At 54.3% G+C, this 21,214-nt stretch carries 15 protein-coding genes; 9 read left to right on the forward strand and 6 right to left on the reverse strand.

All coding sequences use genetic code 11. The features are described from left to right. The first annotated feature begins 627 nt into the window (after positions 1 to 627). From FTW19_RS09490 to FTW19_RS09515, 7 genes are all read left to right on the forward strand, one after another. Positions 628 to 1,803 (forward strand): Fic family protein, encoded by a 1,176-nt coding sequence (locus tag FTW19_RS09490; protein ID WP_246153658.1) that lies wholly within the window; start codon positions 628 to 630, stop codon positions 1,801 to 1,803. A gap of 127 nt (positions 1,804 to 1,930) precedes the next feature. Further along, entirely contained in the window at positions 1,931 to 4,681 is a 2,751-nt protein-coding gene (locus FTW19_RS09495) for an N-6 DNA methylase (RefSeq protein ID WP_147647398.1), read from the forward strand. Further along, positions 4,681 to 6,069 carry a hypothetical protein gene (locus FTW19_RS09500; protein ID WP_147647399.1) on the forward strand — a complete coding sequence of 463 codons (1,389 nt, stop codon included), beginning with the start codon at positions 4,681 to 4,683 and terminating at the stop codon, positions 6,067 to 6,069. Before FTW19_RS09495 ends, FTW19_RS09500 begins: the two co-directional genes overlap by 1 nt. Beyond that, positions 6,066 to 6,242: a DNA modification system-associated small protein gene (locus tag FTW19_RS25785; protein WP_187143394.1), complete on the forward strand. Its 177-nt coding sequence runs from the start codon at positions 6,066 to 6,068 to the stop codon at positions 6,240 to 6,242. Before FTW19_RS09500 ends, FTW19_RS25785 begins: the two co-directional genes overlap by 4 nt. Before the next feature lie 14 nt (positions 6,243 to 6,256). Continuing rightward, positions 6,257 to 6,919: a hypothetical protein gene (locus tag FTW19_RS09505; RefSeq protein WP_147647400.1), complete on the forward strand. Its 663-nt coding sequence runs from the start codon at positions 6,257 to 6,259 to the stop codon at positions 6,917 to 6,919. Continuing rightward, positions 6,916 to 8,916 carry a DNA sulfur modification protein DndD gene (gene dndD, locus FTW19_RS09510; protein WP_147647401.1) on the forward strand — a complete coding sequence of 667 codons (2,001 nt, stop codon included), beginning with the start codon at positions 6,916 to 6,918 and terminating at the stop codon, positions 8,914 to 8,916. Before FTW19_RS09505 ends, dndD begins: the two co-directional genes overlap by 4 nt. Further along, positions 8,909 to 10,438 (forward strand): DndE family protein, encoded by a 1,530-nt coding sequence (locus FTW19_RS09515; RefSeq protein WP_147647402.1) that lies wholly within the window; start codon positions 8,909 to 8,911, stop codon positions 10,436 to 10,438. Before dndD ends, FTW19_RS09515 begins: the two co-directional genes overlap by 8 nt. On the opposite strand, the gene FTW19_RS26025 is transcribed toward FTW19_RS09515, so the two are convergent. Both FTW19_RS26025 and FTW19_RS26260 read right to left on the reverse strand, forming a co-directional pair. Beyond that, positions 10,439 to 10,615 (reverse strand): hypothetical protein, encoded by a 177-nt coding sequence (locus FTW19_RS26025; RefSeq protein WP_222705553.1) that lies wholly within the window; start codon positions 10,613 to 10,615, stop codon positions 10,439 to 10,441. A gap of 40 nt (positions 10,616 to 10,655) precedes the next feature. After that, a complete protein-coding gene (locus FTW19_RS26260) occupies positions 10,656 to 10,787 on the reverse strand; it encodes a hypothetical protein (protein WP_281292441.1) in 132 nt (43 codons plus the stop codon). An 882-nt stretch (positions 10,788 to 11,669) separates the two neighbouring features. Between FTW19_RS26260 and FTW19_RS09525 the strand changes: the two genes are divergently transcribed. After that, the gene (locus FTW19_RS09525; protein ID WP_147647404.1) at positions 11,670 to 13,610 is read left to right on the forward strand and encodes a hypothetical protein; all 1,941 of its coding nucleotides are present in this window, start codon (positions 11,670 to 11,672) and stop codon (positions 13,608 to 13,610) included. A gap of 417 nt (positions 13,611 to 14,027) precedes the next feature. Then, the gene (locus FTW19_RS09530; protein ID WP_147647405.1) at positions 14,028 to 14,555 is read left to right on the forward strand and encodes a hypothetical protein; all 528 of its coding nucleotides are present in this window, start codon (positions 14,028 to 14,030) and stop codon (positions 14,553 to 14,555) included. 351 nt (positions 14,556 to 14,906) lie between these two features. On the opposite strand, the gene FTW19_RS09535 is transcribed toward FTW19_RS09530, so the two are convergent. The 4 genes from FTW19_RS09535 to FTW19_RS09550 form a co-directional block, all read right to left on the reverse strand. Then, positions 14,907 to 15,872: a lipase family protein gene (locus FTW19_RS09535; RefSeq protein WP_147647406.1), complete on the reverse strand. Its 966-nt coding sequence runs from the start codon at positions 15,870 to 15,872 to the stop codon at positions 14,907 to 14,909. 826 nt (positions 15,873 to 16,698) lie between these two features. Continuing rightward, on the reverse strand, positions 16,699 to 17,973 hold the full coding sequence (gene fliB / locus FTW19_RS09540; protein WP_147647407.1) for a flagellin lysine-N-methylase: 1,275 nt from the start codon (positions 17,971 to 17,973) through the stop codon (positions 16,699 to 16,701). A gap of 482 nt (positions 17,974 to 18,455) precedes the next feature. After that, positions 18,456 to 19,406, reverse strand: coding sequence for a sugar-binding transcriptional regulator (locus tag FTW19_RS09545; protein WP_147647408.1), 951 nt, complete (start codon positions 19,404 to 19,406; stop codon positions 18,456 to 18,458). 376 nt (positions 19,407 to 19,782) lie between these two features. After that, on the reverse strand, positions 19,783 to 21,195 hold the full coding sequence (locus FTW19_RS09550; RefSeq protein WP_147647409.1) for an L-fucose/L-arabinose isomerase family protein: 1,413 nt from the start codon (positions 21,193 to 21,195) through the stop codon (positions 19,783 to 19,785). Between the last annotated feature and the right edge of the window lie 19 nt (positions 21,196 to 21,214).

Genomic DNA, 21,214 nt, shown 5'->3' on the forward strand with positions numbered 1-21,214 from the left:
CTTGCTGTTCCTCCTTGAGCGCCTGGCGAGCCTCATGGGCGAAGATCGTCTTGAGGTATTGGCGCGGCAGCACGGCAAGCGTCGTAGTCAGATGCGGCGATACGCCTGGGTGCGTCGCCTGAAACTAGCCCCACAATGGCTCCCCACTGCTCTTTGAGGAAGGTTCGTCATAGCAAATTTCTCGGGTACAGGTTCGGGTACAGACATCAGCTTGGCTTATTGAAGCTCAATTATGCTAAAGCACTGACAAGAGACTACTTGGGTCGCTTCGACATTACGCTCGAGTACGCTTATTTTTCATAGACTTACGGTATTCTCAGGAAACTCAAAATCCGCCGAGCCTTGCGGTCGTGGGGGTTCGCCCCCCTCCCGGCACCATCAGAATTCAAAAAATAAACCCTATAAAATGAGTAAAGTAGGCGCCATTCTTTGGATTGGGCGGAGTCTCGGTAATTTCGATTATTGATCGGAACGGCTCAAACGCGCCCGCTAGGAACTGGAGAGAACAAAAACTCTGAAGCAATTCTCTCGGTGGCGGAAGCTATACATAACCTTTAGTCGCTTATTGCCTTACTAAAGGAACAGGCGGTATCCTTTCGTTAACCAACAGAGCAGCGAAAGGTTCTCTTGTCCCAGTTGCAGGCCAAATCCCGCCTCGGCCGATACGTCGCCAAAGTCTTTGAGGGCGAGACGGTTCGCGCCTTCGTCCCGCCGCCGTTGCCCCCGGTTCCGCCCGTGCGGTTCGAGAGGTTGCAACTGCTTCTGGAACAGGCCAATCAGGCGGTCGGTCGGCTCGACGGGCTTGCCTCTCTCCTTCCAGACCTTTCCCTTTTGCTGTATACATACGTTCGCAAAGAAGCCGTACTGTCGTCACAAATCGAGGGAACTCAATCCTCTCTATCGGATCTGCTGCTCTTTGAAAATGAAGAGATTCCCGGTGCGCCTATCGAAGACGCGCAGGACGTCTCGAATTATGTCGCCGCCATGAACCATGGGCTGGAACGCCTGCGCGCAGGATTCCCACTATCGTTGCGACTGATCCGGGAGATCCATGAAATTCTTCTGGCCCAAGGTCGAGGAAGCGGCAAACAGCCAGGTGAATTCAGACGAAGTCAGAATTGGATCGGCGGGAGTCGCCCAGGTAATGCGGCGTTTGTGCCGCCACCTCCAGAATTCGTCCCGGAATGCCTGGGACAGTTCGAACTCTTCTTGCATGAAACGGAGTCGGGACTCCCGCTGCTCATCAAAGCCGGATTGATCCATGTTCAGTTTGAGACGATCCATCCGTTCCTGGATGGCAACGGCAGGCTGGGACGCCTCCTGATCACGTTTCTTCTCTGTGCCCGGGGCGCGCTCCGGGAACCGATTCTCTATCTGAGCCTCTATTTCAAAAGTAATCGCAGTGCGTACTATGAGCTCCTCGACCGTGTGCGCACCAGGGGCGATTGGGAAGCGTGGCTTGACTTCTTTCTGATTGGAGTCCGAGACACCGCCGACCAGGCTGCAGGCGCAGCCCGACGCATTGTTGCCCTTTTCGAACAGGATCAGAAGAAGATCGAAGGCTTGGGTCGCCCCTCAGCCTCAGTCTTGCGCGTATTTCAACACATGCAGCGGAATCCGATCGTTGCGATTCCCACCACAGCCAAAAAGATCGGAATCTCAGCGCCGACAGTCACCAAATCACTGATGCACATGATCGATCTAGGAATCTTGCACGAGGTAACTGGCCGGGAGCGGCACCGGCTGTTCGTCTATGAGCAGTATTTGGCAATTCTGAACGAAGGAACGGAACCGATTCGATGAAGTCGTTTTTGAATCATGACGTTCTCAGTACAGAGACATTTGAAAGCAGGGGCCCGCTAGTTTGGTCTCTGGCAGCTGAGCGACTTGAGCAGATCAACACCCATTCGTAAGCGTTGGGAAGGGACCCGTGACCACTAAGGAAATCATCGATCGCATCTTCAAAGAACCTGGTATCAAATACGAGCTCACCGAGTTTGAGAATCTCGGAAAGCCGATCCACGAAATCCTGACGATCTATCCAAAGGCTGCCACAACCGGAAAAGACGCCGGCAAGAGCAAGTATTACCTGAAGAGCTTCATACCGTTTTCAACCGGCAATGAAGAAGTGCCGGTTTATATCGAGGGTGGCAAATCGGCACCTGAAGAGATTGTGCGGCAGCTCTGGATATATAAGCTCACCCATCAGTACCTCTACAAGATTGAAGAAATCGATTTGGAGAAAGGTGTACAGTTTGGCACGGAGGTGGGGACAAAAGCGGCAGACATTATCGTCTACACCGACCCAACAAAGCTTACGCCAAAAATCATCGTCGAGTGCAAAAAGCCAAAGCGCAAGGACGGGATAGAGCAGCTCAAAAGCTACATGAACGCCAAAGGTGCGCCGGTGGCTGTTTGGTCCAATGGCGCAGACAGCATCATTCTGTACCGTCCGTACCCAGCGCAGTTTGACGATACGCTCTTCGATATTCCCAAGCGCGGTCAAGAGCCTAAGGACGTACTCGAGGCCAGCAAGACGCTACTCCAATTAAAGCGTGACTTCAATTTCAAAAAAATCATTCAGGACCTTGAAGAATTGGTGTTGGCCGACAGCGGCAAGGATGAATTCAATGAAATCTTCAAGCTCATCTTTGCCAAGATTTGGGACGAGAAGGAAGCTCTGGAGAAACGACCCAACAAAGTAGTCGAGTTTCGCAAGGCCATCGACCCGGATATTACCTACGATCGGATTAACAATCTGTTCCATAAGGCATGCGAAGAGTGGCCGGGCATTTTCAAGGAAGGGGATGACATTGACCTGGCCAAGCGCCATCTGCAGATTTGCGTTGGACCCATCGAAGGCGTGCGTTTGATGGGTTCGAACCTACGCATCATGGACGATGCCTTCGAGTACCTGCTCCCGACAGAGGCCAAGAAAAAGAAGGGCCAATTCTTTACGCCTCGCCATGTGGTGGAGATGTGCGTGCGCATGCTCAATCCAAAGCGAAACGAGTATGTTATGGACCCTGCCTGCGGCTCCGGCGGCTTCCTCCTGCATGCCATGGATTGGTGCTACCCCGCAAACGATAACGAGCAACGAGAGACGAGAAAGCACAAGTACGCCTCGAAATACCTATGGGGCATCGACTTTGAGCAGCGCGCCGCAAAGACCTCACGCTCACTCATGCTGATTGCGGGGGATGGCCACACTAACATCTTTGGCCCGGATGTCAGCAGCCTTGACCCGAGAACATGGTACGAGAGTGCCTCGGGGCAGCAACTCATGCAAGGTCTGAGACAGGCAAAGCTAACCGCGAAGAAGATCCCCGAGAACGAGACCCTCAAGGACGACGACAAGGCGTGGGAATACTTCGTGGATCTGAAATTTGATGTCGTTCTTGCGAACCCGCCGTTCGCCGGTGAGATGAAGGATCGCAAGATGCTTGTGCACTACGATCTAGCCAAACCGGCTTTAAAACGAGCGGGCGACGACAAAGCTCCCAAGGAAGAGCGCGATGTGCTTTTTATCGAGCGCATCCTGAAAATGCTCAAGCCAGGTGGGCGGGCCGCGATTGTGTTGCCTCAAAGCAAATTCAATAACTCCTCCCTGGCCTTCATTCGAGAGTGGATTCTGAAAAGGGCCAGGCTTCTGGCAGTGATCGGTCTCCACCCCAACACCTTTAAGCCGCATACGGGGACCAAGACGTCGGTCCTGTTCATTCAGAGGCATACTCAGGCCCAGCTCGATCAAATTTCCGCAGTTCATGACCAGGTGGCGATCACATCTCCCGACTACGAATCCGAAATCAGAAAATTGCTTGAGGATCATGTGGCTTCGGCCGATGTCCCCGACGAAGCTATCCCGGAGCCGATTGCGGACCTCATTGTCGAGCGCCTGAGTGAGCCCGAGCCGGATAGTGAAGAAGCGCTCGACGATCAAAGTCAAGGCGAAAACGGCGAAAAGGAAGACGAGACCTCTGCCAGAGGGGAAGATCTCGGAGCAATCGCAGAGGAGAAGGTGAGCAGACTCAAGGGCGCGCTACTCAGCGCCAAGCAGAAGCTCATCGACCTCGACAGCGATGCTGAAGCGCTAGCCCGAAAGAACAGGCAGGAAGTCGATGCAATCGCGAAGACGTGGAAGGGCACCAAGACCGAGCTGAACGTGCATTTGAAGCCCATGAAAGCGAAGCTCAAAGCGACAGTTGCCAAGCAGAAAGAAAGCCAGAAGGAAACGCAGAAAGCTATCAAGGCTGAAATTAAGGTACTGGAGAGGCAGATTCCGCAGGCTGAGATCGACTTGAAGCTCCTCAGCAATCGCGGCAAGTTGACGTTGATCCTGGAAGACGCAGACCTACTTGGCGCACTCAAAGAGCGCTGGATCGCTGCTGAGGTAGCCAAGCAACTGGACTACCCTATCTTCATGGCAGTAAGCGAGCGCGGAGGAAAGGACACATCGGGAGACTACCAATATGTTCTAGACGAGCTGGGTAGCTTGGTGGAATTTCCAAACGACCATCCGCAAGAAGGACAGCTCATCGTGAATCAAGACCTTGTGAACTACGACTTGGCAGCAGCGGACCTCGCTAATGCGGCTACCATCCCAGATGACAAACGTTGTGTCGCAGAGGAGTTCGTCCTTTTCGCTCAAGTGCAGAACCTAAGCTTCTGGAGTAACGAGTAATGGCCACTATTTCGTTTGTGTCTCATTCACGACTAGGCCGTTATAAAACGCTCGCTGCAGAGTATTATCAGCCGCACTTCATGTGTGCTGAACAAATGGTTGAGAAACTAGGAAAGCACTGCTTTCCTCTAAAGGCTTGTACAAAGAGTGCTTACCCTATCACGTACGGTGTTCTGAAACCCAGGCAGGTTGACACCAGCACTTTTCGACTAGCACGTATTCAGAACGCTGAGGCTGTATTCGTATTTGGGGACGATCTCCCGCCGATAAGCGCCGTTCAGTTCGAGGAGTATCGACGATCGGAAGTGCGTCTCGGTGACATCATCATCGCTATTGGAGGAAATATTGGTCCTCTCGGAATCATCTCTGACTCCGCAAGTTGCCGACTTAATATCAACCGTCATTTGGCGCGAATCTCGCCTGAGGAAAGGGTGGTGGACGGGTACTATCTAGTGGCCTACCTAGCATCGCCCGTAAGTCGGGCCCTATTGGATCGAGAGGTTCGAGGTGCAGTTCAAGCAGGCATAAACATTGCCGATCTAAAACTTCATCCAGTCTTCTTACCTGATCCGGAGACCCAGCGCGTTATTGGGGATCTTGTCCGCGCTGGAGAGCGGGCGCTTAAGAATTCACGCCTAGCACACTCCAGTGCAAAACAACTGCTTGAGGAAGAGATCGGTGTGAACAGACTCATGTTCAGAAGGTCTAGAGGTTACACCGTTCTCTCTTCCGATCTCGCGAGCTCGAGGCGATCCGATGCCGAATATTACAACCCTGCGACGCGTGAGGTCATAAGGAGAATCACTGCGAAGCAGCATACTAGAGTGCGTGATTCCTTTGACGTTACGAGTGGGTTCCCGTGGAATAGCGCCAAGTTTCTGCCAGATAACTCCGGAGAACCCGTAGTCAGAATTAGGAATATTAAGCCTGATCACATTATTCCAGATGAGCTGACGAGCATTGACCCTTCCTACGCGAATTCGATCGGGGCCGCAAAAGCCCAGAAGGGGGACGTCGTAGTCGGAATGGATGGAATCAAATACTTCTACGCGAGCCTGCTGGAAGGGACTGCCTACGTCAACCAACGGGTTTGCCATCTTTCGCGGCGTGCCTCGGGTACAATCTCGCCCGAATACGCAGCGTTTATGATCAACAGTTCCATCGGTCAGGCTCAACTTATGCGTGACATGACGGTGGCCACCACAGTTGGGCACATCACCAATAGAGACGTGTCGAGACTCGTGATTCCTACAGTGTCGCGAGCTTTCCACGACAAGGTTACAGGGTTGATACGCGAGTCCATCGATGGCAAGGAAGAAGCCAAGCGTCTGCTTACTCAGGCCAATGTACGAATCGAGCAAATCATCAAGGAGGCCGAACAACCATGAATCTGTCGACTGAAGACACTGCATTGCTGGAAGAGCTATGTCACCAGCACGGCATCAGCTCAGATAAGGTACTGAAACTACTGGAAGCAGTGCGTGAGTACGAGTTTAAGGATCGGCGCACCGGAGTCTACGACGCTCTACGCGAGATCCTGAAGAGTAAAACGTCACAATAATCGGGACAGGCAGAATGACCGACACAGGCGAAATCGAACGCTTCGCAAGAGATCCACGAATTCTAGTGCAGGTCTGCCGTGGTGTGATCGAACGGTTGGATACAAGTTCGGATAGCGCAGCTATCGCGGAGCAGGAGGCGCAGCTGCGCGCGATTGCAAGGGCCGTGGAGCAGCTCGAGAAATCGCGCGTTGCAGTACCTGACCCTCTGCGGGCCGAAAAGACTCGACTGGCTGTGTCTTTGGCTGTTCAAGCCGATGCTAAACAGGCGCTTACTCAATTAGCCGACGACTTCCAGGACATCTTGAATGATTTAAGAGATCGGCTCGGTTTTCGCGCAACGGTGCCAGAACCAAAACAGTCCAAACCCGCCGGTAAGCGTGCAAGAACCCCGAAAGCAACAAGACTGCCGAAGACTCCACATATTATCCTGCGTGAGCACATTTTGCTGGCGTTGAAGAAGTTAGGTGGTAAGGCGCGGATGTCTGACGTGATGGACGAAATGAGCAAGCAGCTCGAAGGAAAACTGTTGCCCGGCGACTTAGCATTGCGTCAGGACGGTAAGAGTATTGCCTGGAAAAACAACGCCCAATGGGAACGGCTCAGAATGCGCCAGGATGGGATTCTGCGAGATGACTCGCCGTCAGGCATCTGGGAGCTTATCAAGGAGCGCAAATGAGATTTCGTAAGCTGACAATTGAGAACTACAAATCCTTTCAGTTTCCAAGCGAGATCCTTTTTCCGGTAGGAGAAGATGGCAGGACCATCTTCTTGATCGGGGGAATGAATGGGGCCGGCAAGACCTCGATCATGGAGGCCGTGACTTTCTGCCTCTATGGCGGTAAGGCTGACGAAATCTATCGCAACATTAACCGTCGTGAGAAGGCCAAAGGGAATGCCAATGTTGCATTCGAGATGGTAATCGAGATGGATGATCTCTCGGAGCTGGTCGTGAAGCGCTCTTGGACGGCAGGCGCGGCCAGCGATCCTAAGCCGCGTGATCTGACGGAGCGGCTTGTCGTTGTGCGTGACGGCAAACGGGTATCAGTGCAGAACCAGGAGATTTGGCAGGATTTCATCCGGGCGGCGATCCCGCCTGGGATCACGCAGTTTTTCTTCTTCGATGGCGAAAAGATCCAAGAGATTGCGGCAGATGATCACTCCGAGGTTCGGCTAAAGTCCTCGCTAGAGGCGGCTCTCGGGATACAGTTCATCAACCGGCTGGCCGCTGACATTGTCTACATAAAGCAACAAGAACGGCAGGGCTTTGTGGAGATCTCGGATGAGGACTTGGAATTCAAGCAGAGCGAACTGAAGAGAGAGAGGAGCAAGCTGGCCCGAAAGCATCAGGAACGAGATGGCTTGCGCACGGAACTGGAGTCCTTCAAAACACAGCTGGAAGAAGCCAAGAAGCGATTCGAAGCCACATTTCACGCGGCACCAGAGTCGCGTGAGGCAATGCGCGAACAGGAAAAGAAACGGGTGTTGACTGCCAACCGTCTCGCGCAAATTGAAAGTGAGATCAGCAGCCTCTGTGAGAAGGCCCTCCCGTTCAGCCTCGCAGGAAAACTATTCAGCGGAATCAGGCGGCAAATTGAAGCCGAGCGCGAATCGGCTACGGGAGAAGCCATCAAGGAGAACGCTTCCAATCTGGCGAAGCGAATCGTCAGGGTAGTCGAAGAACCGGAGCCAATCTATACAGAAAAGTTGTCCGACGAGCGGATGGCCGAGTTGGAGCGACGCATCTTTCGCCTACTAAAAGAGGGCGACCCACGAAGCAATGTAGCCAAAGTGCTGGACCTCTCGGATCGCGACGCGGCGCGGGTGCTAAACCGGATGGAGTCTCTTGAAAGTAGTGACGTATTCCTATTGAAGCCCTTGCTCGAGGAAGCCCGTGGCCTGGAAGCCCAAATCCGCCACCTGGAGGGTCTCCCTCAGGGAGGATCGCTACCCTCGACAGAACGCGAACTCTTTGATCAGTTACAGGGAGAAATGGAGAGCTGTTCGACTCAGATCGGGCGCAAAACTGAACAGTTGCGATTGCTCGAAGAGAGCATCCTTGGGATGGACAAGCGCATCGCTGACATCGAGATCGAAATTGAAAAGCTCTATGAGAAGCATCACATCTCAAGAGATAAAGCTGACTTCATCGAGGAATGCGACGCCATCGCGAGTGTGTTGAACCAATTTATCGTCCGACTGCGTAAGAACAAGGTGCATCTGCTCCAAGAGAAAACGTTCGAAATGTACCGACTTCTCTCCAGCCGTAGCGGCCTAATCAAAGACATCACGATCGACGACAAAACATATGAGGTTCGAATCACTGATCGCAATGGTCACGAGATTAGGAAGTCCGCACTATCCGCCGGAGAAAAGGAAGTGTTTGCGGTTTCCCTTTTATGGGGCCTTGCACAGACTAGCGAATTGAAGCTTCCGATCATCATCGATACGCCTTTATCGCGTTTGGACAGCACGCACCGCGACAATATTGTGAACAATTATTTCCCGAATGCAGGTGAGCAGGTCATCATTCTCTCCACAGACACGGAAATTGATAGCAACTATTATCGTTCCTTGAAACCGCGGCTGAGTGGTGCCGGAAGTTTGGAGTTTGACCAAAGACAAGAATTGACTACTTTCCGACAAGGCTACTTTTGGGAGAGAAACAATGGCTGATCGACTCTATACGTCAGACGAAGCCGACGAGGTGCTCAGCGCACTGCGCTTCGAAACTAAGCTTGAAAAAGCAGTACTTGCTCGGATTGCCTTCGCGCTCTCATTGGTCAAACAAGGCGTGGGTGTGCCAGTAAGCCTTAGCTTTGGTGGAGCTGAGATGAAGAGGCCGACGTTCGTCGGAGAGGATGAGGTTTTTCTCCGTGCACTGATTGCCCACATATATGGACAGCGAGAGTTCAGCGAGGACGAGTTCTTTTCAAATCGTTCAATCGTAAAAAACCACATAGACAGTGGTACGGCATTACTGGCACAGATGTTTCAAGAGGCTGGGCGAAGCGGCGAGGGGCTGATTCGTCGCCTGGTGGACGAAGTGGAGTTCTCAGGTTGTCGCGAACAACTCGGCGGTAGACTGGACATCTTCATTGGTCGTACGTTGCTTCAACGGGCTGAGTTGGTTATGGAATTGAACAATACGGTCAAGCATGCAAATTCTCATCTCGCCATCATGGGAAAACCTGGTGTTGGAAAGACCCAGTTCTTGCTAAAGATTTTGGCCGACATCAGGATCCAGTCAAATTATCAAACGAATTTTATCTACTTCGACTATAAGGGTGATGTCATAGAGAACCAGCGCTTTCTGGAACTGGCACGTGTTCAGCCATTTCGTCTTTTGCAAGGTGGCCAATCCCTCCCGATCAATCCATTTATTCTGCCGGCATACGACGAGCAGACGATCAATGTGTCTGCCCGCGAAAAGGCGGAGAGCTTCGCGTCGATCAACAGTAAGCTCGGAGTGGTCCAGAAGGGTGCTCTGACTGAGGCAATTCGGGCTGCTTACGCCAAGCGGGCCGGATCGGCTTCGTCATTTCCCGATTTTCCAGATGTTCTTGAAGTTGCGATGGCGTCTTACGAGCAAGATGGAAAGAGGGACGACAGCCTGATCGAGGTTTTGCGAGACCTCTCCGATTTTGATTTATTCTGGCGCCACGGCAATGAGACGGCACCGCTCGACCGTTTGGCCAATCGCACGATGCTGATTGATGTACACGCTATGCCAGTCTTGAAGGAGTTGGTTGCTTATCTTGTAATCGAGCGACTTTACAAGGAAATGGCCACATTGCCAGACAGCCCTGTCACTGAGGATCGGCGAACAATTCGGACCATCCTCGTAATTGATGAGGCTCATAATTACCTGGGTCAGAAGAACATATTCCTGCAAAGAATCATTCGTGAAGGGCGCTCAAAGGGCGTCGTTGTCTTCTTCGCCAGCCAGTCGCCAAACGACTATCAACAGAAGTTTTTCAATTTCCAAGAATTGCTTGAGTTTGCATACATATTTCAGTGTGATGGCGTTTCGGCAGGTTCTGTTCAAGACATTCTCGGATGCAGCGCTAAGGCGGCAAAGGATCTGCAGACTGAGATCGCGCGATTGGAGCCTTGGCAAGTCATTACACGCAGTCAAGCCAAGACCGAGCAATTCGACAAGTTCGTTGCTGAGGCTTTCTACAAGAGCTACGCTTGATCAGCGAAATTCACGGATGAAGATGCCTTTGTCGGTGGCGAGTAAACCCCATTGGTTGTTGGATGCGGGAAGGAACTCATATTCGGCGTCGGCGGTGTTGAGGCCGGGGTCGGCGTTTTCTGGAGCATTTTCCCTGTTCCTGGGTATTCCGGAAGGGGCGTGCAGTGGCGTTTTCATTACGGAAAACGCCCATAGATGCGAATGCTCTGGACTACACCTACAGGGAAAATGGCTCCAGCCAGGTTCCGTTGGAGGTCTGGCGGGCGCGCCAGATGTCGTCTTTGCCGAGGCCTCCAGGACGACGGGAGCCGAAGTAGAGCCAGCCGTCAGAGGCGGGCGGGGGAACCACTCCGCTTCGTTGGAGTTCACTGGTTCAGGTAGCTTGACTGGCGTTTGCCATGTGCCCACAGTGGAGCGGATGGCGGTCCAGATGTCGAGGCCTGCGCCGGTGCTGCGTGAGGAGATGAAGTAGAGGGTGCGGCCGTCGGGGGTGAAGTGTGGGTCTGCTTCTAAACCGGGAGCGGCGATAGGGGATTCGGTTGGAGGTTGGAGATGGTGGTCGACGCAGCGGCTGACCAGGATTCTCCAGCCGGAGAAGTCGGGTTTGCTGCGTACGAACCAGAGAGCATTTTCCCTGTAGGTGTAGAGTAGGGCTTCCGCGTCTATGGGCGTTTTCCGCAATGAAAACGCCGCTGCACACCCCTTTCGGGATACCCAGCGCAGGGAAAATGCTCTAGATCTCCGGTTTGTGGGTCGATGGCGGGGTGGGATTCCCACATGGGGCTGGAGATGGCTTCGGGGGTGATGGGTTCAACACGATAGGTGGGAGCTGCGAAGGCGAGGAGTAGAAGGAGGGGCAGCATGGGTTTTTGTCCGGGATTTTTCTATCACGCGCTTCGCTGAATCACAAGAAAAGCAGGTCCTTCGCGTAGCTCAGGATGACAAGGGAAGATGATTTGGTGGAGAAGCGGATTTCTCCGCTACTCTTCACCCAGCCAGTAAGCTGGCTGGGGACCCCGAGCGCTACGAAATGGCAGAAACGCATTGATCCACTGAAAACGGTTCAATCATATCCCACAATCTTTGAGGTCGTGTGGCGGAGCCCCTCCCGGCATCAAATAACATAGCGCGTATGTAGATTGCCTCTCGAAACGCGAGAGGCAAATATTTGGTGGCAATTTGTTCGCACCGTGGCTGGTCTAATTTAATTGCACTTCATGGAATCTGACAAATGGCGAAGGCAAAAGTTCACGGAAACCTACCCGAGAAAATACAGGAGCGACCCTTTGCAGATCTGCTCGGCGAACTTGATTTCGGAACGAGCCGTGTCCACGTTTGGTACACAAGAATTCTTGGCACGCGGGATGTGGACGCGGTTCTCCTTGCGGAAGGTTTGGGGCTCTTCGTAATCGAGTTGAAGAGCATTAATCTGAGTGCCATAAAAGAAATCAGTGGGGACAACGGCATGATCCTTCACGATTACGTGAAGAGTTCTACGAAGAAGCCGCCCTGGCTCCAGGCGATTGACGCTGCAGAGAGCCTGCAGAACAAGATTCAAGCGACACCAGCTCATCGGGAGATGTTGAACGAACTTTGGATAGCGCCAGGAGCGTCGTTGTTCCGGATTAACCGTCAAGGCTTCCTGGCACGCTTTGGACGTGAACCCCAATTTAGTCACGCAGCAGACGAACTGGCCGACGGAATGATTTTTGCGGAAGACCTCATCGATGGTCGAATGCTTCTAAATCGGCTGAAACATATCAAAACGCATCCCTTATATAAGGCTGCGCCGAATAAGACGAAGGACAAGCCAGCTCTTTACGGTGAGGCGACCGCGATTTCGTTAGATGCGTTTATCCGTTTCAAGCTCGTTCCGGCTGAAACATTGACTGCCTCGGAAATGGCGCGATTGCGACGCATCGAAGACGAGGAGGAACGCCATCTCGACCAGATCAATCCAGATCACCATGTCATTTGCACTGGCTTTGCAGGAACAGGGAAAACCCTTCTCGGCCTTCAACTGGCTCTGCGTCGGAAGGTTAATACGCTATTTACTTGTTACAACAAAGTCTTAGCAACGGACATTCGAAGGCTTACATCGATGGGCGCTCCTTTCTTGGAATTCAGTTTCGAAGCGTTCGACGTATTCCAACTGCTGGGGGATTGTGAACGCCGTTTAGGAGTTCACCCTGATCGCTGGGACAGGACACGAGAGACGTGGGAGGAATATGAGATCCGACGAATACGTAAGGTGATAGAAGCGGATTTCGATAGAGGCGCCCGTCTCCGTTCAGCGTGGGAACTGGTGATCGTTGACGAAGGTCAAGACATTGCGGACGCTTTCTGGAGTTTAATCGACTATCTCACCGGCGGATCATCAAGGCTCTACGTGATCGACGGCAAGAATCAGCTACTCTATCGCAACTCGTCTTGTGAGTATTTGGCCGACGGACTACCTTCAGTGATCCCCGCGGAGAATCATCGCGAAAAGCGGCGAGTGTACCGAAATACCAGCGAGACATTCCTCCTCGCGCAGCTCTTCGTTCAAAGCTACCCTGCATTAGATAAGGCGCAACGCATTTGGACCCAGACACTACAGAAGCGCTACCGAGCCAGTCGCAAGTCTGTCGACCAGGTCTCGTTCGATTTTGAGCTGATCCGCGAGAACGGAGGTGCACCCTCTTTGGTAGATGTCGATCTCCTTTCGACCAAGGAGATCAGCTTTCGTATCGAAGAGTCGCTGAAGAGCAAGATTGAGCAACTTCGTTTGACAGACGTTGGGACACCATCAGACATTCTGATCTTGCTTCCTTATGGAAAGTCAGATTCGCCATGGCGTTCTGTAGCAGTCAAGGCATGCGAGGCTGCTGGTTATGACTATATCGATTACACAGACGAAGACAATCGACGCACATCGTACTCGCCAGATGAAATTCGTCTCTGTACCTTCCACAGTTCTCGAGGCATTGAAGGACTCCACACGATCATTTTGGGTTTTGACCAACTTCATGTTGCAGCGAAACAGTCGGATACGACAGCTGCGAATCTTGGATATATCTGCTTGACACGTTCTACCTTTGAGACGGAAGTCTTTTTCTCAGCTCGTATCGATATGCAGAGTGGCAGTCCGGCTCATTTCTTGATGGGCGTCGCAGAGATTACCGGTTTTTGAAGCGATCTGTCCTATCGTCGGAAGATGTGTCCGGATTTTCTATCACGGATGGGCGGCGAGTTTGGGTAGAGAAGCAGATTTCTCCGCTACGCTTCACCCCAGCCAGTAAGCTGGCTGGGGACCCCGAGCGCTACGAAATGACAAACAAAAAAGCAGGTCCTTCGCGGTGCTCAGGATGACAGGGAAAATGATTCGGTAGAGAAGCGGAGAAATGACAAACAAAATGCAGGTCCCTCGCTGTGTCACCCCAGCCAGCAAAGCTGCCTGGGGACTTCGTTTGCTCAGGATGACAAGCGAAAGGCGGTTCGCGCGTAGCGCGAATACCCATGTCCCCGAGGGACATGGGCACCCGGTGCACGGGCCAACCCATTCTTTGGAGAGAAAAGCCTCCGTATGATAAGCGACTTGAGGATGAATATGCGGCGGCGAGGGATTAACTTAAATGTTCTGCTGGTGCTCACTCTTCTGTGGGGAGTGGCAGCCCAGGCGCAGGCAAGACAGCATCTCCTGCCACCTTCCCCTGCGGAACGAGCGGCTTTTGAGAAGAAGCTCGATCCAGCACTCATGCCGGCTGGCGCCAGCCACCGCAACATTGATCCCAAGCAGGTATTCAAGCTCGCAGGCCCAGATGGAACAGAACTCACGGTCGCTCCAGTCAACTTTGATGTGCCTCGCTCAAATATGAGCGAGCCAGGGCGGCGTACCTGTGGTGTATACATTGTGCCTGCACAGGGTGCTGCGTATTTCCTCGATTTAATTTCGGACGACGACGCTGACCTTGGGATTCAGTGTTGGTCAGTCTTGTCGGTACGTTTGGCGCGCAAGCAGGGAGAACCTGCTGATATCGTGTTGGTCGGGTCTGCCTCCCTGACCACCCACTCCTGGCGTCAGGACTATGTACTTCACTGCGGCAAGGACGGAATCTACAAGCTCTCAGTTGACTAAAAGGACGCTCCCCAGCAACCGTGATTGACAACGAGCAATGTCGATTGGATTCACATCCGTTGGTAGGTACTACGGACTGCTCACGTATTCCGTCATACAACGCGGCTCTGAGATGGGAATACGAATCGCACTCAGGAGCGACAAGAATGCACGTCGTGCGATTTTGAAGGTATTAAATGATGGGCTTCAGCCCTGGGCTCTCTTTGCGACCAATACAAAGACCCAGGGCTAAAGCCCAATTTTTTTAGGGCCAATAAACCGTGGGCTAAAAGCCCACGGCTCCCACCCATTCGAGCTTCGCTCGAACAACCCACATAAGCTTCGCGTATGTGGGGCACCCGAGTCGATTCATTAAGCTGCTACTTCCCGAGCTCCTGTCGATGCCGTCTCGGCACTGCTGCTTGATCCGAAGGTTTCGGAGTAAGCGTCGTTGTGCTGCCGAATAAGCTCCCCGTCCCAGGTATTCCGATCTGTTGCATACGAGAATGAGAAGCTGTACTGGCCGGTCGTCTGCACATAGCTGACCTGGTTGTTCTGCATCTGAGTTACCTTGTTTTGCAGCGCAGTCCGCAGGCTATTGTTCGGCATGGGATTAGGTCCGGGCGAGGGGAAAAGTTGAAAGAAGTTGGTCATATTGAACGTTGGATTGATGGTCGTGTCCGTTGCCCAGACATGTGGAATGGCGTCGTTCTGATTGAAGCAGGGCACATAGTTGGATGACGCATTGAGAACGTCGGCCAGTGCCTGGTTACCTGCGGCAAAGGACGCAAACGTGATGGCTTGAATACTGGCAGGAAGGGTCGTAAGTGGTTGCTGACCGTTCAGGAACTGGAAGGCAATCCAGCATGCCGCCAGATAAGCAACCGTCCCACCAAGACTGTGGCCGGTGATGAGCAACGGAGTGGTCGCGTTAAATGATCCGGAGATCGACTGCAGATAGGAACCAAGGTCCGTACCGCCCTTGGTGAGGCTGGCGTTCATCTGCATCAGGGCGCCGAAGAGCGCTGCCTGGGCGCCAATGGCCACCTTGGCTCCACTGACCGGGTCGAAGCCGGCCCAGAACTCGCAGCAAAAGTCTTCCAGTTCATCGGGCGCACCATGGGTCCCCTGAATGACCAGGGCATATTGGTTCGTTGTCGGGTTCAGGAGGACAGCCGAATAATCTGCGCCGATTGAGCTGGGCTGCCATACGACTGTCCAGGGCGATGGTGGATTGGGGTTGGAAGATACATGGTCGATCCAGTCACAAAGGCTCCACGCAAGCTGCGTGCCTTGAGGGAGACTGGTAGTAGAAGCCTGCTGTTTTTCAGATGTCATTGCAAAGGTTTCCTCTCGTTGAATGGGACATGGAGTTCCTGAATTCAGCCGAGACCTAAGCGAAGAAATTTGTAGCTAAGAGGGGGCAGATGAGGTACTTCAAGAGCGTCCAGATGTAGTTGCTCCGCTGGATCTCGGAGCTCCGTAGCCATACATGCGGATGCGGCTAGGGAGGTGCATCCGACAGCTTCGGCCTTTTTGCAGGGGCTGTCAAGAAGAGGTTGATGAAAGTTCTGTTGCTTGCCTGACAGAAACAGCCCAAGAGGCTAGCATCCATTGAGACAGAGTTTTCGCGCGGCAACTAAGCTCTGTCGCCCCTACAGGACAGGCAAGAGCAGGTCCTTCGCTACGCTCAGGATGACAAACAAAAGGTTCGCTCAGCGGGGTATTAACCGGCGGGAGCAGCGGGCTTCAGCCCGCTGATTGAAGTTCTTAAATGATGATGGGCTTCAGCCCTGGGCTCTCTCTGAGACCAACATAAAGACCCAGGGCTAAACAGGCTGCGGAAAAACTCTATATGAGGGGTTAATCGGGTCAAATTTGGGGATAGAAAATCATCACCCAATGTCCCCGGATCGCTTATAGGTCATTCTGACGCGATCGTTTTTTTTGCGCTTCTCGAAAATCGAGTTTTTCCGCAGCCTGTAAAGCCCAATTTCTTTAGAGCCAATAAACCGTGGGCTAAAAGCCCACGGCTCCCACCCATTCGAGCTTCGCTCGAATAGTTCACCCCAACGAACGACGTTCGTTGGGGACCCCGAATATCCCACTCACGCTATGCGTGAATGGGGCACTCAAGGTTATGGTGATCAGAAGCGGGATTGCTCTAGCGGGGTAGGAGCTCTGCGAGGCTCTTCATGTCTGTCAGGTTGCGGTCTTCCATCAGGGCGAGCAGTTGTTGCAGGTAGCCGGGGCTGTGTTCGACCGTCTTTGAGAAGGACTGGACGGTCTTCACCACTGCTTTTTCATCGAACTCGGATTGGCGGTTGCCGGAGATGCCGATCAGTAGGCCGTGCACCAGGACGTATTGGCCGATTAGCAGGGTGTATTCCTGGAAGATTGTCTTTGGTGTCGAATGCGCGCTGGCTTCGCGGCCGAAGGGGAACAGCGTTCTGAAGATGTAGTTCAGCAGGTAGTTCTCGAGAATGTGCGGGTGCTGCTCGAGGAATGGTTTGCAGTAGGCGTTGTCGGCGTGCTGATAGCGCTCCAGGTCCTGGGCGGCCGTTGATTCGGTTGCATAACCGATGCCGGCGAGGAAGTCCTGGAAGGATTCGTTGAAGCGCTTTGAGTTCACGCCGGAGCGGTTGGCAAGGTCGGCGACGCGAAGGACGAGATCCAGCTGTGCGGCGGTGTTCGCGGGCAGATGGTTGAGCTCTGTCCGGAGGGTGCCTTCCTCGACGATCTGCTGATAGCTCTGGATGATCTCCGCTACCTTCTCTTCACCTTCCAGCGAGGTGACCTCGTCGAGCTGCTTGCACATCATGCCCAGCAGGAAGATCCGCTGCCAGAGGGGACGGCTGCGATCGGTGAGCAGGTCTCCCATGCATAGCCGCACCTCGGTGAAATAGCTGAAGGGCTTGTGAGGCGAGTCGGGTCCGTTGCGGGCGAGCTTGGAGAACTGGTCGGTGCGGAAGGGAACAGCCGGGCCATCGGTGTGGCGGTTCGCAAATCCTGGATCCAGGAGCACCATGCGCGCTGCCTCGGGGCAGGAGAGATACAGGGAGACCTCGAGCTGTCCGTCGACTTGATTGAGGGCGCGGGGATAGGTGGAGCATGCGGCCGACAGGTAGTCGTGGCCATGCTCCTTGTGGATGCCGCAGAGACGCTGTGCCGTGAAGAAGGGGCACTTCTTATCGGCGGTCATCTCAATGCTGGCGTAGAGGTTATCGCTGGGAGAGCCTGGAACCTTACGGACATGGGTATCGACGGCGGACCGGATCTCGCTGACAGGCAGCAAACGGTAGAACTCATAGGTCTGTTTGTCGACGGGGACAGAGAATCCGTTGCAGCAGGTGTCGTCGCAGCCTCCGCGGAGGCATTGGAAGCCTTGTCCGTAGAGAGGCTGAGACGGTAGAGGTTGACGTGCGATAGCGCGGCTCACGGGGGTGAGGGGTGCAATCTGGGGGCCGTTGGTCGAGATAACGGATCAGAGGGCTTTAATGTCGGGTGGGGGAAGGGTGGGAAGCGAGGACCCTCAGTGGCTAAAGCCACTTCCTTTTGAGCGTTCGTCCGGGACGGCTGAAAGCCGTCCCCTTAAGCAATACATTCGCGCGGTGCGCGAACGCCCAGGTCCCTGTAGGGATATCACCCCAACGAACACGTTCATCGGGGACCGAACCCGGGGCAACCGCCGTATGGGCTCGTTCAAGATAACGGTTGACCGGTTGTGGGACGTCAGGGGCCTTTCTACCAAAGATGATTGTGGGAACATTCGCGCTACGCGCGAACCGCCTTGCTTAAGGGGACGACTTCAGTCGTCCCGTACCCGACGTACGAAACAAGTGGCTTCAGCCACTGAGGGACATCGGTGCGGGGCAGCAAGACCGTAATGCGTCGGCGGCGAATCGGGTCTCTCCCCGGGTGCTAGCTCTTCAACAGCTTCTGCGCCGTCTTCTGATCGGTGATCAGGACGTTGATCAGCTTGCCTTTGATCGCCGCCTTGATGGCGGTGAACTTGGCAGGCCCACCGGCGATGCCGATGATCTTGCTGACCCGCTTGAGCATCGGCATCTCGATGCCGATGACGCGGTTGAGCAGCGGCGAGCGGATGAGATCTCCCTGTTCGTTGAAGAACTGCAGGCAGATGTCGCCAACAGCGCCTTTCTTCTGCAACGACTCAAGCTCCGCCATGGTGAAGCTGTTGCCGCTGCTTTCGAGCAATGCCGATGGCTTCAAGGCGCCGATGCCAACCAGTGCGATGTCGAGCGTTGGGAAGGTTTCGATCGTCTCGCGTACATATGGTTCCTGCAGCAACAGGTCGCGTGTCTTGGAGCTACCGGTCACGCCTGGCGCCTGCAACAGTACAGGAGTAGCACCGATCAGACGCGAGAACTGATTTACAAGCTGGGTAGCGCGTGACTGGATATCAGGTGTCCCGACACCGCCGAGCATCTGGATGACACGTCCGCCCTCGGCACGATTGGTCGGGTGGAGCTGATCGACCATGGCCAGCAGGTGGCGGCTCCAGGAGGAGATGCCGATGTTCTCTTTGGGGCGCAACGTGGATTCGAGCAGGAATGCGGCTGCGGCGCCAAGCTCCTGGATCATATGGAACTCATCGTCAGGGCAGTCGACGATGACGACTTCGCGCAGGCTGAAGCGGCGCTCCAGCTCCTCTTCCATCTCGGCATAGACACCGCCGGGAACGTCGACGATGACACGCACCACGTTCGCCTCGCGCGCCTTCTTCAGAAGGCGTGAGACGGTGGACTGATGGATGCCGAGCATCTCGGTGATATCCTGCTGCCGCACCTCGTGTACGTAATAGAGGCGGGCGATCTTGACCATCAGTCGGGTTTCATTGATGCGTGGCATATAAATTTATGTCTGCATAATATTACACGTGGGTTTGGTCCGAACCTAGATTGCCGGTGGGAGCAGCGGGGTCCCCAGCCAGCTTTGTTGGCTGGGGTGTTCAGCGGGCTTCAGCCCGGTGATTGAAGGCATAAAAACGATGGGCTTTAGCCCTGGGTCTTTGATTGCGATACTCAGAAAAGCCCAGGGCTAAAGCCCAAATTCTCTTGTATCCAGGTACCGTGGGCTAAAAGCCCACGGCTCCCACCGGATTCGAGCTCCGCTCGAACTTCCCACCCATCACTCCGTGATGGATGGGGCACCCAGAGTCGTGGTATCCGCAAAGAAAAGGCCCGCTTTGGTAAGCGGGCCGAGTGTGGTGATGTATCTGAATAGCTCACACCTCAGCGTGATGGTGGTAAACATCCCATCCCATATAAGTCCCCAGGGCTTCGGCCACGGGCTCAGCGCAATGGCTTCCGTTCATCGCGGCATGATGCTCAAACCCGTTCTTGCAGATCACATGCATCAGCTTCTGGAGCTTCGGCACATGCGCGACGGCTCGGGTACCGAAGGTATCCAATGGATCATCCGTAAACAGACCATTGCCGACATAGGCGCGGATCTTGCCCTGAAGATCATCTGTACTGACGCGGCCAAAGGTGAGTGGGCCGGCAGGTGTGCGGCCTTCGAGGGCGCCGACGGTGTTCTGTTCTCCGAGTACGGTTCCGAGGATAGGAGCGGTGCCGATGCGGATGTCTGGCAGAAAATCCTTAGCCCAGTTGCCGCAGTGGAACAGGACGCACTTATCAGGATCGTTGCCGTAGTTGTTGTTCCAGTCGACCAGCGCCGAGGGCTTCTTGCTGGCGAGCTGCAGCGCGTACATACTGACGACGCCTGCGATATCGACCTCGCAGGCCGATGGCAGCATCTGCTCGCTCATCATGGACATGATGGTGCAGACATTGACGCCGAAGTTCTTCTGCATCGAAGACCAGCATTGAATGGCGGTCGCGGTCAGACCGAGCTCCTGCATCCAGTCATCGACGACCAGGGCAAACTTCGCCATCTTCACCAGGCTCTCAGTCGGAGCCTTGGATGCATCGGCGTAGCTGCGGATCTGTTCGATGCGTTGCTTCACCCGGGTGTCGGCGTCGGCGATACGCTGGGCGGAGCCGAAGACCTCGGAGAGGTCAATCGTATTGACGGAGATGCCCGCAGCCTCAAAGAGCTTTTCGCTGAAGCGGGTGGTGTTGAAGGCGTTGGGGCGTGCTCCCACTGCTCCCAGGCGGACACGACGGAGACCGCGCACGACGCGGCAGGTTGCGAGGAAGTTGGTGAGGTCTTCGCGGAAGCGGTCGCTATTGATGGCTACGGTGTGATCGCGGGTGAGGGTGTACTTGTAGCCGTACTGGCGCAGGTTGTTACAGGCGGAGATCTTGCCGCAGAAGGCATCGCGGCGGCGCTCCAGGCCAAAGGCGTCCAGATCGTCAGGGCAGGCCTGCACGAGGATAGGAACATTCAGCTCAGAGAGACGTATCGCATCGGAGAGCGCCTTCTCGTCGCCGAAGTTCGGCAGGCAGACGAGGATACCTTCGATCTCAGAGCGATGCGCGCGGAAGAGTTCGCCGCACTTCACCGCATCGAGCCAACCCTGGACGTCGCCCAGCTTGGTCTGGCCCTGGGTGAGCCAGATGGGGGTGACATCGAGTTGCGAGAAGAGCGTGGTGAGCTGCTGCCGCGCTTCGGAGATGAGCGCGTCGGGAAAGAAGTCGCGGTTACCGAGAATGACGCCGAGAGTGCTGGGCATGAGTGATTCCTTTTGATTG

This window comes from Terriglobus albidus (genome assembly GCF_008000815.1).
Taxonomy (GTDB): domain Bacteria; phylum Acidobacteriota; class Terriglobia; order Terriglobales; family Acidobacteriaceae; genus Terriglobus; species Terriglobus albidus_A.

Excerpts from the sequence above, each read along its gene's own strand:
- FTW19_RS09500 (WP_147647399.1), top strand. The coding sequence starts at position 4,681 with ATGGCCACTATTTCGTTTGTGTCTCATTCACGACTAGGCCGTTATAAA.
- FTW19_RS25785 (WP_187143394.1), top strand. The coding sequence starts at position 6,066 with ATGAATCTGTCGACTGAAGACACTGCATTGCTGGAAGAGCTATGTCAC.
- FTW19_RS09505 (WP_147647400.1), top strand. The coding sequence starts at position 6,257 with ATGACCGACACAGGCGAAATCGAACGCTTCGCAAGAGATCCACGAATT.
- dndD (WP_147647401.1), top strand. The coding sequence starts at position 6,916 with ATGAGATTTCGTAAGCTGACAATTGAGAACTACAAATCCTTTCAGTTT.
- FTW19_RS09515 (WP_147647402.1), top strand. The coding sequence starts at position 8,909 with ATGGCTGATCGACTCTATACGTCAGACGAAGCCGACGAGGTGCTCAGC.
- FTW19_RS26025 (WP_222705553.1), bottom strand. The coding sequence starts at position 10,615 with ATGAAAACGCCACTGCACGCCCCTTCCGGAATACCCAGGAACAGGGAA.
- FTW19_RS09525 (WP_147647404.1), top strand. The coding sequence starts at position 11,670 with ATGGCGAAGGCAAAAGTTCACGGAAACCTACCCGAGAAAATACAGGAG.
- FTW19_RS09530 (WP_147647405.1), top strand. The coding sequence starts at position 14,028 with ATGCGGCGGCGAGGGATTAACTTAAATGTTCTGCTGGTGCTCACTCTT.
- FTW19_RS09535 (WP_147647406.1), bottom strand. The coding sequence starts at position 15,872 with ATGACATCTGAAAAACAGCAGGCTTCTACTACCAGTCTCCCTCAAGGC.
- FTW19_RS09545 (WP_147647408.1), bottom strand. The coding sequence starts at position 19,406 with ATGCCACGCATCAATGAAACCCGACTGATGGTCAAGATCGCCCGCCTC.
- FTW19_RS09550 (WP_147647409.1), bottom strand. The coding sequence starts at position 21,195 with ATGCCCAGCACTCTCGGCGTCATTCTCGGTAACCGCGACTTCTTTCCC.